This is a genomic window from Amycolatopsis sp. NPDC058986 (genome assembly GCF_042741125.1).
In the GTDB taxonomy this organism is placed as follows: domain Bacteria; phylum Actinomycetota; class Actinomycetes; order Mycobacteriales; family Pseudonocardiaceae; genus Amycolatopsis.
Genome location: NZ_JBHYJW010000111.1, coordinates 1 through 11396 on the forward strand (window position 1 = coordinate 1; position 11396 = coordinate 11396).

Annotated in this window: 12 protein-coding genes and 1 pseudogene; all 13 read right to left on the bottom strand. The window is 69.9% G+C overall.

What is annotated here, in order from left to right; translation table 11 throughout:
• Positions 1–270 (bottom strand): annotated as a pseudogene (locus ACFW0G_RS44485) (ABC transporter permease); the annotation flags it as partial.
• Entirely contained in the window at positions 267–1211 is a 945-nt protein-coding gene (locus ACFW0G_RS44490) for an ATP-binding cassette domain-containing protein (RefSeq protein ID WP_378331627.1), read from the bottom strand. The pseudogene ACFW0G_RS44485 and the gene ACFW0G_RS44490, both read right to left, overlap by 4 nt.
• A gap of 190 nt (positions 1212–1401) precedes the next feature.
• Positions 1402–2070, bottom strand: coding sequence for a S1 family peptidase (locus ACFW0G_RS44495; RefSeq protein ID WP_378331628.1), 669 nt, complete (start codon positions 2068–2070; stop codon positions 1402–1404).
• A gap of 111 nt (positions 2071–2181) precedes the next feature.
• A complete protein-coding gene (locus tag ACFW0G_RS44500) occupies positions 2182–3618 on the bottom strand; it encodes a sodium:solute symporter (protein WP_378331629.1) in 1437 nt (478 codons plus the stop codon).
• Positions 3618–3830 carry a DUF3311 domain-containing protein gene (locus tag ACFW0G_RS44505; protein WP_378331630.1) on the bottom strand — a complete coding sequence of 71 codons (213 nt, stop codon included), beginning with the start codon at positions 3828–3830 and terminating at the stop codon, positions 3618–3620. Before ACFW0G_RS44505 ends, ACFW0G_RS44500 begins: the two co-directional genes overlap by 1 nt.
• Positions 3827–5503 carry an amidohydrolase gene (locus tag ACFW0G_RS44510; RefSeq protein ID WP_378331631.1) on the bottom strand — a complete coding sequence of 559 codons (1677 nt, stop codon included), beginning with the start codon at positions 5501–5503 and terminating at the stop codon, positions 3827–3829. Before ACFW0G_RS44510 ends, ACFW0G_RS44505 begins: the two co-directional genes overlap by 4 nt.
• 125 nt (positions 5504–5628) lie before the next feature.
• Entirely contained in the window at positions 5629–6054 is a 426-nt protein-coding gene (locus ACFW0G_RS44515; RefSeq protein ID WP_378331632.1) for a hypothetical protein, read from the bottom strand.
• Between the two features lie 216 nt (positions 6055–6270).
• The gene (locus ACFW0G_RS44520; protein ID WP_378331633.1) at positions 6271–6780 is read right to left on the bottom strand and encodes a flavin reductase family protein; all 510 of its coding nucleotides are present in this window, start codon (positions 6778–6780) and stop codon (positions 6271–6273) included.
• A complete protein-coding gene (locus ACFW0G_RS44525; protein ID WP_378331634.1) occupies positions 6777–7130 on the bottom strand; it encodes a cupin domain-containing protein in 354 nt (117 codons plus the stop codon). Before ACFW0G_RS44525 ends, ACFW0G_RS44520 begins: the two co-directional genes overlap by 4 nt.
• Positions 7127–8572, bottom strand: a complete 1446-nt coding sequence (locus ACFW0G_RS44530) for a 4-hydroxyphenylacetate 3-hydroxylase family protein (protein WP_378331635.1) — start codon at positions 8570–8572, stop codon at positions 7127–7129. Before ACFW0G_RS44530 ends, ACFW0G_RS44525 begins: the two co-directional genes overlap by 4 nt.
• A gap of 43 nt (positions 8573–8615) precedes the next feature.
• A complete protein-coding gene (locus ACFW0G_RS44535) occupies positions 8616–9338 on the bottom strand; it encodes an alpha/beta fold hydrolase (protein WP_378331636.1) in 723 nt (240 codons plus the stop codon).
• A 107-nt stretch (positions 9339–9445) separates the two neighbouring features.
• Entirely contained in the window at positions 9446–10429 is a 984-nt protein-coding gene (locus tag ACFW0G_RS44540; RefSeq protein WP_378331637.1) for a helix-turn-helix domain-containing protein, read from the bottom strand.
• Positions 10430–10560: 131 nt separating this feature from the next.
• A complete protein-coding gene (locus tag ACFW0G_RS44545; protein ID WP_378331638.1) occupies positions 10561–11292 on the bottom strand; it encodes a chitinase in 732 nt (243 codons plus the stop codon).
• Positions 11293–11396: the final 104 nt, after the last annotated feature.

Here is an 11396-nt window from a genome sequence, read left to right on the forward strand (position 1 = left end):
GGTCAGCAGCGGGAGCGCGTAACTGCCCGCGAAACCGAGCATCACCAGCGAACCCGCCCACCCGGAGGCGTTCATCCAGCGGCCGAAGAGGGTGTCGACGGGAAGTGAACTCTGCCGGCTCACCGCGGCGACGAAGACCGCGGGCGCGATCCAGCAGGCGAGGACCAGCAGGCGGATTCGCCACTGGGCAAGCAACTTGACGAGTTCGAAGCGGTAGCCACGCGCCACCGAGACGGGACGGGAATCGGCGTCGGCGAGCGTCGTGGTCATCGGCTGCTCTCCTGTTGCTCGGTGAGCGCGAGGAAAGCGGCCTCCAGCGGCGACACCACGGGCACGAGTTCGCGCACCGCGACGCCCGCCTTCACCAGTCGCACCACCAGTTCGTCCAGGGCGGGAACCAGTGCGCGCACGATGAGGGCCGCGTTGTCCTGCCGTGCCCCGGCGTCGTCGACGACGAGAACCCCGGGCGTGTCGAGAGCCACCCTGCGGGCGGTCTCCGGGTCGGCGGTACGAACTCGGTAGTCGAGTTCGTCGTTCTCGGCGGAGAGCTTGCCCATCGGGCCGGAGAAGACGACCCGTCCGGTCGCGAGGATGGTGACCGCCGAGCACAGCGCTTCGAGGTCGTCCATCCGGTGGCTGGAGAGCACGACGGTGGTGCCGTCCGCCGCGAGCCGGTCGAGGACGCCGTGGACGTGCTTCTTGCCTGCTGGGTCGAGGCCGTTGGCCGGTTCGTCGAGCACGAGCAGCCGGGGCCGGGCGAGCAGGGCCGCGGCGAGCCCGAGCCGCTGGCGCATGCCGAGCGAGAATCCCCGGACCCGGTCGTCGGCGACGTCGGTGAGCCCGACCTCGCCGAGCACGTCTTCGATCCTCGTCGCCGCACGCGCTTTGCGGCCGCGGAGCGCGGCCAGTGCGGCGAGGTTCTGCCGGGCGGTCAGCGCGGGGTAGAGGCCGGGACCGTCCACGAAGCCCGCGACGCCGCCAGGCGTGGAAAGCGCCCGCCCGACCGGCGTGCCGAGGATTTCGAGACTCCCCTCGTCGGCGACGGCAAGCCCCAGCACCAAACCCAGCAGCGTCGTCTTCCCCGCACCGTTCGGGCCGGCGAGCCCGTGGATCACTCCTCGCGCCACATCCAGCTCGACGTCGTCGAGCGCGACGACGTCACCGAAGCATTTGGTGATCCCGCGCGCCCGTACCGCCAGGGGTCCGTCCATGGGTTCCTTCCTTCGACACTCGCGTCAGAAACCTAGGCAGGGCAAATGAAACCGGCAGGCGCGCGGGATGAACGCCAGGGGAACGGCGCGGGACCGGCTTGCGCCACGCCGGTGAAATGTCTGGTTTAAAGCGGTGCCTTGCGCCGGGTTAACCGTCCGCTTGTCTTGACGTCCGCACGGGGTGTGCCGGTCAGGATTTTCCGGTGAGGATGGTGAGACCGTGGGTGGCGAGCACCTTGGCGACCGGCAGGAAGTAGGACGTGCCGCCGCCCGCGCAGTTCCCGCTGCCCGCGACCAGGACGCCCTGGGCCTGGGTACCGCTGACGAACGGCCCGCCGATGTCGCCGGGCTCCGCGCAGACGTTCGTCCGGGTGAGGCCGTGCAGGGCGCCCTCGGGGAAGTTGATCGTCTGGTTCTTCGCCTGGACGGTCCCGCAACGCCAGCCGCTGGTCGTTCCGTACCGGCACACCGGGGCGCCGATCGGGGCTTCGGTGGAGCCGGTGATCGTCACGCGGCCGTTGACCGGCGGGATCGTGCCCACCAGCCGCCAGTCGATCGTGTTCGTCACCCGCACGACGATCGCGCCATCCGGCGGGAACGGTTCCGTGCCGACCACGCCGACCTGGTGTCCTCCACTGTGGACGGTGTCGCCGGGCCTGCCGCAGGAGGCACTGGTGATCAGGTAGCCGACGGATCCCGAGGTGGCGGCGAACCCGGCCGTGCACCGATAGGCCGAGCCGATCCCCAAGGGGCTGCCGCCGCCGAGCGGGGTCGGCTCGATGGCATGGGCGGCCGGCGGCAGCGTGAGGTAGAGGGCGGGGAAAAGGCCGAGCAGGAAGCGAAAGCGCGGCAGTCGCATCGGAGCCTCCGATGGCCATCGGGTGCTTCGATGGTAGCCAGCCCGCTTCCCCGCGACCATCGGCCAAGCCGCGCATTCCGGGTCGTGCGCTTGGCCGCCTGCCGCGCGGGATCAGGCCGGTTCGGCCGCGAGTTCGGGCTTCGCCTTCGCCGCGGGAGCGGTGGCGACCGGCTCGCGCCCGGCGTCCGGCTTGAACCGGCTCCAGCCGAACACCACCAGCAGGTTGACCCCGAGGGAGAGCAGGCCGGGATTGACCCCGCCCAGCGTCACACCGGTGACGTACAGGGCGATCGCGGTGAGCACCCCGATGACCATGCCCGCGGCGATCGCGGACGCGCGCACCCGGCGGGCGAACAGGATCGCCAGCCAGCCGGGCACGACCTGCGCCAGCAGGTTGTAGGTCAGGTTCAGCACGGTGAGCATCAGCGTCGAGGCGACCAGGGTGAGCACCGCGGCCAGCACCAGGAACCCGCCGACGGCGACGACGGTCCAGCGGCGTTGCGTGCCCGGCGCGACGTTCGGCGCCAGATTGCGGCACACCATCCCGCCGATGCTCAGCGCGGTCGCGGCGAGCACCAGTACCCCGGACAGCGCGGCCCCCGCGGCGACGAGCCCGAGCAGCCAGTCCGGCAGCAATCCCTTCGCGGTCACCATGAACACCGTGTTCGGGTTCTTCAGGCCGGGGTGCGCGCGGACACCGTAGTACGCGGCGAGCACCAGGAACGGATAGATCAGCATGTACATCGGCATCCACACCGTCGAGGTCTTCACCGCGCGCTCGGAACGGGCCGGGAACACATACGCGCCACCGAAACCGAGGTAGAACACGACGCTCTGGAACGCGATCGTGGTCATCGCGAACAGCAGCCCCTGACCGCCCATGGTGGTCTGCGCGCCGGTGAGCACCTCCGGCCCGCTGACCTTCGCCGTGCCACCGGCGGCGAGCACCGCGGCGACGCCGACGAGTACCACGCCGAGGAGCATGAAGACGTCCTTGAGGATGGAGACGAACGCGGGGGAGCGCACGCCGGAGACCGCGATGTAGACGAACGCGATGATCCCGGCGAGCAGGACACACTGCACCGGGCTCAGTGGCAGCCCGAGGTTGCCGAGCACGACCTGCAGGCCGATGAACTGGTACTGGCCCCAGGGCACCAGCGCGATCAGCATCGTCACGCAGGTGACCAGTTCCAGCGAGCGGCTGCCGTAGTGCCTGCCGAACACGTCGGGCACGGTCATCGCGTCGTGCCGTTTCGCCGCCCGCCACACCAGCGGCGCCAGGAAGTAGCCCAGCGAATAGGCGAGCAGGATGTACCCGAGGAACCAGATCCCGTAGCTCGCGCCGTGTGCGTAGATCCCGCTCGGGAAGCCGATCATCGTCCCGATGCTGTAGACCTCGCCCACCGCGAGGAAATACACCAGCCAGGCGGGGAAGGACCGGCCGCCGACGAGGAACTCCGAGATCCCGCCGCCGCGGCTCGCCCGGCCCGCCCACACCGCCAGCGCGATCGACGCCGCCATCACCACGGCCACCATCGTGATCAGCATCAGCGCTCCTCGGGATAGTGCGCGCGGTCGAAGAAACGCCAGCTGACCCACAGGCACAACGTCGTCAGCGGGCAGCAGCAGAACACCCAGAAGAACACCAGCGGGATGCCGAACACCGAGACGGTGCTGCCGGACACCAGGGGAATGCCGATCAGCAGCGCTGCCGCCGGGATGCCGAGTCCGATGAGGACACTGGGCCAGCTGCGGATCATCGGGGGCTCCTCGCGTCCGGGAACGCCGTGTGCCGCCAGGCGATTTCGCCGCCGCTCACGGTGGCTTCGACCCGCAAGGAGCGGAGGTGATCCGGGTCGACGGTCGCCGGGTCGTCCGACAGCACCGCGAGGTCGGCCAGCTTGCCGACTTCGAGACTGCCCTTGAGGTTTTCTTCCCCGGCAAGATAAGCCGCGTCGATGGTGTAGCCGCGCAGCGCGGCGTCGACGTCGACTGCTTGTTCCGGGCCGAGGAGCGCGCCCTCGCGGGTGGTCCGCCGCACCGCGCACCAGATCCCTTCGAGGGGCGGGACCGGCGTGACGGGGGTGTCGGAATGCAGTCCGAAGTGGATTCCCCGCTTCCTGGCCGAGGCCAGCGGGCTGATCCGGCGCGCGCGTTCCGGGCCGAGGAACGTGTCGTGGTGGCGGTCGCCCCAGTAGTACACGTGCTTGATGAAGAACGACGCGAACACGTCGTGTGCGGCCATCCGGTCGAGCTGGTCCTCGCGGACCGTCTGGCAGTGCTCGATACGGTGGCGGCGGCCGGTCCCGTCCGGCGCGCCGAGGCGGGAGTAGCCGTCGATGATGGCGTCGATCGCGGCGTCGCCGTTGCCGTGCACCGCCACCTGCCAGCCCGCGGCGTCCAGCGCGGCGATCCTGCGGCCGAGTTCGGCGGGCTCGACCAGCATCATCCCGTGCTCGCCGGGAGCGCAGGTGTAGCCCTCGGCCAGGCAGCCGGTGCGTCCCTGGATCGAGCCGTCGGCGATGATCTTGACGCCGGTCAGCGCGAAGCGGTCGTCCGCGTCCCCGAGATCGGGCCGTTCGGGACGGCCTTCGGCGAGACCCGGTACCAGCCCGTCGAACAGGTAGCCCCGGATCCTCGTGCGCAGCCCGCCCGTACGCCACAACGTGCGGTAGGCCTCGAGTTCGGCGGACCCGCCGATCAGGCCGATCCCGGTGTCGTGCACCGAAGTGATGCCGTTGGCGAGGTATTCGGCGTCGGCGAGCCGCAGCGCGTCGGCCAGCTCGTCTGCGCCTTGGCCGGGTAGCCGCGAGGTGACCAGGAAGGCCGCGGTCTCCACCAGCAGCCCGGTCGGCTCGCCCCGCTCGTCGCGGGCGATGTGCCCGCCGGGCGGGTCCGGGGTCGTCGCGCTGATCCCGACTTCGCGCAGGGCCGCCGAGTTCGCCACGCAGAAGTGCCCCGACACGTGGGTGAGCACCACCGGGTTGCGCGGGGAGACGGCGTCGAGATCGGATCGCGCCGGATGCCGCCGGTCGGCGAGCAACGTGTCGTCGTACCGGAACCCGCGGACCCACTCACCAGGGTCGCGATCGGACACCGCCTGCGCGACCCGGCCCACGATGTCGTCGATGGTGTCGTTGGGCGGGCTGCCGGCGTCGACCGGCGCGGCCAGGGTCATGCCGAAGAACGCCGGATGGTTGTGCGACTCGACGAAGCCGGGGATCGCCGTGCGCCCGCCGAGGTCCAGCACTCGCGTGTCCGGCCCGATCAGCTCGGCGATTTCGCGGTCGGTGCCGACGGCGGTGATCCGCCCGGCTTTCGCCGCGAGCGCGCCGGCGCGTCGCCCGGCGTTGTCCAGCGTCAGGACGGTTCCGCCCAGTGCGACGAAGTCGGCTGCCCGGTCTGTTCCGGCCGCTCGCGCGAAATCCTCCACCGAACCTCCTCGCCGACGTGTCCTGGGTCACGACAGTGCGGGAAACCGGGGGACGGGGAAAGGTCCAGAAGTCGTCGGGTAGGAGGTACCAGTTCACGTCGGCGAGTCCGGAGTAGCGCGGGCTGTCAGCACTTGAAGGTGACGGTGACACCGGCCAGCTGGCCGGTGGCGGGCTTGACCCGGATCTCGGGCATGGCGAGGTTGTTGCCCCAGGCGATCGCGACGAGCCGGTGCGGGCTGTCCGGGGACATCGCGGGAACCCCCACCCAGATCTCCTTGTTCCCGTTGCGCTCGTCGTAGCCCTTGACCTCGGCCAGCGCGACCCCGGCGTTGCTCTGCAGCATGAGGTCGTAGCCCTGCCGGTAGCCCGGGTGGCCGGCGATGCCGGCACTGCCCTTGGCACGGACCCAGTCCGAGAACGCGGGAGCGACGGCGGTGCCCGAACAGGCCGACTGACCCGCGGGCGCGGCGGTCGCTTGGGGCACGGCAAGCGTCGACGCGCAGGCGAGGACGGCGGTGACCAGGGCTGCCTGGCGAATGATCTTCTCCATGAGATCTTCCTAGCCGCTGTTCCGGCCACGGAGCCCCGGGGACGGGCCATGTTCGCCGGAAGAGGTGACCGCCGCTGGGGCGATGCGCTGAGCTGAAGGGGACGTTCGTCGCATCGCGTCGCGAACGCTCCGTTCGGGACGCTGAACGTCTTCGACGGAGCGTTCGCGACATCGAGCGGTGCCCGTCGGCTTACCCGAAGGCGTCCGTCGGTGGCGTCAGAAGAACCAGTGCTGGGGCTCGGCGTCGTGCGGGACGACGTCGCCGAACCGGCCGGAGTAGAACGCGAGCGGCTCGCCCGGTGCGGCGCAGGTCCTGGTGACCGAGCCGAGGACGATCGTGTGATCGCCCGCCTCGATCAGGCGGTCCACGCCGCATTCGAGGTGCGCCAGCGCGTTCGGCACGACGGGTACCTCGTGGTCGCCGTAGTCGAGTTCCAGACCGGAGAAGTGGTCCTCGCCTCGGGCGGCGAAGCGCAGGGCGATCGCCTGCTGCCGCCTGGCGAGAACGTTCACCGCGAAGCGTCCCGAGCGGCTCACCGCCTCGGCGCTGCGGGCGCCGTGGGTGAAACACACCAGCAGCAGCGGGGGATCGAGCGAGACCGAGGTGAGCGAGTTGATGGTCATGCCGTGCGGCTCGCCGTCGTGCACGGTGGTCACGACGGCGACGCCCGTGGCGAACCGGCCCATCGCCTGCCGCATCGCCGGCGGCTCGACGGGAGCGCTCACGGTCGGCCGCCCGCCGGGTAACGGACTTCGAAGGTCAGCACGCCCTCGTCGGTCCGCCACGGTCCGTGCGGCATGCCCGGCGGGCGGCAGGCGTACTCGCCGGCGGCGAAGGTGCGGTCCAGCGTGATGTCCACAAAGGACCCTTCGAGGATGTACACCTCCTCCCAGAAGTCGTGCCGCTGTACACCGAGCGGTGTGGAGTCCGCGCCCGGTGCGTAACGCAGGATCCTTGTCGCCACACCGGTTTCCGGGTCGCGGGAGAGGATCCGCTCGGTGATGAGCGGGTCGTCGCCCGCGCACACGGTGAACGGGACGTCGGTGACCGGAAAGAACTCGAACTCGGGCTTCATCGTTTCACCTCGTAGGATGTCAGGAAGGTTTCCACCGACTCGAGTGCCGAGCCGAAGTCGTAGTTGCGGTACGCGTATCCCTTCACGACGAAGGGCGCGCCCGCGTAGAAGAGTTCGTACTGCTGGTGCCTGCCCGCGAACTCGCTGCCTACGGCGTCCCACACCAGTTTGAAGAGCTTGATGCGCTCCTCGGCGGAGACGCCGGGGCTGCTGACGTACCGTTCCATGTCCGCGCGGGTCTTTTCCCCGGCCAGCTCGGCACTGCTCGACGGGACCTGGAGGACGCCGCCGCCGACAAGTTCACGCAGGATCGCGATCACCCGCGGATGGACCTCGGACTGCAGGCCCATCGCTCCGTAGAGCGACTGGGCGCCGGGGCGCCACAGCCCCTGCGCGTCGGGCGCGGCGGTCTGCTGGGCCGCGAGAACGCCGGACTCGACGATCGAGACCAGCGAGGCGAGTTCGCCGAGTTTCTCCACGACGGCGGGGAACCGGTCGACGCCGTTCACCGCGGTGACCTTCCTGGCCAGCCCGGCCAGGAACCGCAGCTTGGTGGCCAGGCGGATCTGGGCCTGCCAGTTGCCGAGCACGTGCGCGCCGGTGTCGAAGAACTGACGGCGCAGGCCCGCGACGTCCTGATAGACGAAAACGTCCTTCCACGGGACGAAAACGTCGTCGAAGACGAGCAGCGCGTCGGTCTCGTCGAAGCGGCTGGTGAGCGGATAGTCGAACTCGCTGGTCGCGCCAGGGGCGTACGGACGGCGGCAGTAGAGCGTGAGACCGGGCGCGTTGACCGGAACGGTGAAGGAGTTGGCGAAGATCGCGTCCTCCGCCTGGAGCGGCTTGATGCAGGAGACCAGGATCTCGTCGGCCACGGCCCCGCCGGTGGCGAGCATCTGGGCGCCGCGGATGACGATGCCGTCTTCGCGCTCCTCCTTCACGCCGACCTGGACGAGGTCGCCTTCCCAGGCGTGGGCGGTGGTGGCCCGGGAAACCTGCGGCGGGATGATCGCGTACGAGAGGTACAAGTCGTTCTCGACGACTCGGCGGTGGAAGGCGGTGACGTTGTCGCGGAGGCCGCGCTCCTCGCTGAACGCCTCCGGGTGAGCGGAGAACGCCGCGACGAAGGCGCCGACGTGGTCGGGCGAGCGGCCGACCCAGCCATGGGTCGCGTCGGCCCAGACCTGAACCGCCTGACGGTACGCGGTGAGTTCCTCGGGTCCACGCGGCGGCAGGAAGAGCCGGTTCACGTGTGCGCCCGTCACCGGGTCGATCGCCTGCATGGCGTTGGCGTCGTCGGCGGCGAGGTCGAAGAGGCGGCCGATGGTGCTCGCGATCGGGGCGAAAGCCGGATGACCGGCGACGTCCTCGACCGGCTCGCCATCGACGACGACCACCCGGCCGTCATCCAATGTGGACAGATAATCGGCGCTGGTGCGCATCAGGAGTTCCTCACTTTCACGGAAAACTTCGGCCGGCGCGGAGTCAGTCGCGGCCGGCCTCGACGAACTTCTGGGCGGTGAGCCCGGGATCGGTCAGGAGCACCTCGTGACCGCCGGGCATACCGACGAGGCGGAAGACCCCGAGCCGGTTCGACAGCCGGGGATGACGGCCCCACTCACCCTGGGTGATGTCGTTGTCCTCGTAGGGGGCGAGGTAGCTGAAGGCCCGCGGCACCTTGTCCCAGCCGGTCATGTCCGCCGGGTCGGTGAACGCTCCGTACGGTTGCGGCCGCAGGCGGTCGTACACGGCCCGGGCGTGCTCGGCGGTGCCGTCGTTGAAGAAGCCGTCACGCCAGACGGGGAACGGGAGGACGACCGAGCCGTCGCCCCGCTCGTCAGCACTCGCCTGGAGCGCGGCGCGCAGCTGCGGGGGCAGCTCGTCCACGAGCGCTTTACCGTGCTCGGGAACGAAAGCCGCGAAGTAGACCAGACGCCGGACACGTTCGGGCAGTTCGATGGCGACGCGGGAAATGAGGTAGCCGCCCCAGCTGTGTCCAATGAGGACGAAGCCGCTGAGGTCGTGTTCGAGGATGTGGTCGATGATCGGCTGGGCGGCGGCGCGGAGATCGACGTGCTTGTCATCGCCGTCGCCGAGGCCGCCCGCGGTCGGCGTGTGCACCTCGTGCCCGGCGGCTTCGAGGTGCGTGCGCACCGGGTGCCACAACTCACCGTAATGCCAGGCACCGTGGACGAGAACGAACTTCATGGGCGGTCTCCCGTGTCCGAACCGAAGGGACCGCCAGTTTGCCCGTGCGCGGGACGTCGCCGATATCGGAAAGGCGCGCCGTCGTTATCGGAATCGCGCGGGGTGGGTCAGCGCCCCGTGGCGAGCATCGACGAGGGCGTGACGCCGTAGCGCGCCTTGAACGCCGCGCCGAACTCGCCGAGGTGAAAGAAGCCACAGGCATACGCCACGTCGGTGACCGTGACGTGCTCACCACCACCGCCGGCGAGCAGCGAGTGGGCCCGTTCCAGCCGCTGGGCCTTGAGCCATTGGCCGGGCGTCGTGTCGAGTTCGCGGCGGAACGACTCCTGCAGACTCCGGACGCTCACGCCGCATTCCGCCGCGACGGCGGCCATGCTCACCGGCTCGGCGAGGTGGTCACGCAGGTGGTCCATCGCACGCCGGACGCGCGCGGAAGGCGGTTTCGATGCCCCGGGCCCGAGCGCTCGGCCGCGGTTGCTCGGCTGGCTCAGCAGGAGGGATTCGATGATCACCTGTTCGAGCTGCCAGAGCAGCTGGGGCCGGGCGGTCGCCAGACTCGACCCTGCCAGCTCCACCGCCGTCTCCAGTAAGCCGTCCACCTGGGCGACCGCCGCGTCGAGGCCGAGGTCGAAGTGGACGGGTCCGGTCGTGCCGGTCATCGCCGAGGCGACCGACTCGACGCGCCCGCGGTCCAGCCGGACGACCACCTGGTCGTATTCGGCGTCGAGGGCGAACTCGAACTCGCGGTACGGGCCCACGATGACGCCGTGGCCGGGCGAGGCCGGCGCCACCGACCCGCCGTACCGGAACACGGCCTCGCCGGCGACCGGCAGCGTCAGCAGGAAGTTGTCCTCTTCGGGTACGGCGGGCGAAACCGTGACGTCGGCGCCGTAGCAGAGCCGGTTGACCGACAGGTCGCCGATCGGGACATGCGCGAGCCGCGCCGCGAGCTCGCCACCCCGGGCGACACGCAGCTCGTGCGGCCGCAACGTCCCGGTGCACGCCTCGACCACCCGGTCCGCGTCGCGCGCCGAGGCCAGGACCGGGCCGCCGTGCGCGGTGGTGCGGCGAGCGAGTTCGGTCGTGCCCATCGGAACTCCGGAGTAGGGGTGCCCGCGAGACTAGACGCCGTCACCACGTTCGCGCAACGAGGTCACGGGGCACGGCGAGACGGCGGGCCCGCGCGGACCCGCCGTCTCGCTCCACTGTGGACAACGAGCGGTCAGCAGCTCAGGTTGCCGCCGGGACTGACGCCGAGGATCCCGGTGAACCGCTGGTAGTTGTCGATCCGGCTCTGCACCTGGGCGGGATTCTTCCCGTCGCATTCCAGGGAACCGTTGATACTGCGGATGGTCTCACCGAAGCCGCGGCCGTTGACCATCGCGTCGTGCGGGGTCATCGTGCCGGGGCCCCGCTGAGTGTTCCAGTACCACAGGCCGGTCTTCCAGGAGACGGCCGCGTCCTTTTCCACTTTGTACGGATCGTGCAGCAGGTCGATGTTCAGCGCGTCGCCCGCGGCCTTGTAGTTGAAGTTCCAGCTGAGCTGGATCGGCCCGCGACCGTAGTAGGCCGCTTGCCCGGCCGGGCAGCCGTAGGGCTGGGTCGCGTCGCAGTAATGCGGGTAGTTGTCCCTGTTCTGCTCGACGATGTAGACGAGGCCACCGGTCTCGTGACTCACGTTGGCCAGGAAGGCGGCGGCTTCCTGTTTCTTGACCGTGTCGCTGCCGGTGTTGGCGAAGGCGGGGTACGCGCTCAGCGCCGCGGTGAGCCCTTGGTAGGTGTAAAAGGCGTTCCGGCTCGGGAACATCTGGCTGAACTGTGTTTCGCTGACCGGGAACGCGGCCGCGGTGGAATCGTCGGAAGTGGTGGCGGCGGAGGTCGCGGGAATGGCCACGGCCAGTCCGAGGACGGCCGCCGCGGCGGCCAGAAAAGAAAGTGTACGCCTTTTCGGCATGGGTTCACTCCTCGTTGAGTGAAAGGGATGAAGGCGGGGCTGAAGCACGCTTTCAGTGTTGGGGGAGTTGAAGGACGCCTTCGGTGCGGCGAGCGCACCGAAGG

Excerpts from the sequence above, each read along its gene's own strand:
- ACFW0G_RS44490 (WP_378331627.1), bottom strand. The coding sequence starts at position 1,211 with ATGGACGGACCCCTGGCGGTACGGGCGCGCGGGATCACCAAATGCTTC.
- ACFW0G_RS44495 (WP_378331628.1), bottom strand. The coding sequence starts at position 2,070 with ATGCGACTGCCGCGCTTTCGCTTCCTGCTCGGCCTTTTCCCCGCCCTC.
- ACFW0G_RS44500 (WP_378331629.1), bottom strand. The coding sequence starts at position 3,618 with ATGCTGATCACGATGGTGGCCGTGGTGATGGCGGCGTCGATCGCGCTG.
- ACFW0G_RS44505 (WP_378331630.1), bottom strand. The coding sequence starts at position 3,830 with ATGATCCGCAGCTGGCCCAGTGTCCTCATCGGACTCGGCATCCCGGCG.
- ACFW0G_RS44515 (WP_378331632.1), bottom strand. The coding sequence starts at position 6,054 with ATGGAGAAGATCATTCGCCAGGCAGCCCTGGTCACCGCCGTCCTCGCC.
- ACFW0G_RS44525 (WP_378331634.1), bottom strand. The coding sequence starts at position 7,130 with ATGAAGCCCGAGTTCGAGTTCTTTCCGGTCACCGACGTCCCGTTCACC.
- ACFW0G_RS44530 (WP_378331635.1), bottom strand. The coding sequence starts at position 8,572 with ATGCGCACCAGCGCCGATTATCTGTCCACATTGGATGACGGCCGGGTG.
- ACFW0G_RS44535 (WP_378331636.1), bottom strand. The coding sequence starts at position 9,338 with ATGAAGTTCGTTCTCGTCCACGGTGCCTGGCATTACGGTGAGTTGTGG.
- ACFW0G_RS44540 (WP_378331637.1), bottom strand. The coding sequence starts at position 10,429 with ATGGGCACGACCGAACTCGCTCGCCGCACCACCGCGCACGGCGGCCCG.
- ACFW0G_RS44545 (WP_378331638.1), bottom strand. The coding sequence starts at position 11,292 with ATGCCGAAAAGGCGTACACTTTCTTTTCTGGCCGCCGCGGCGGCCGTC.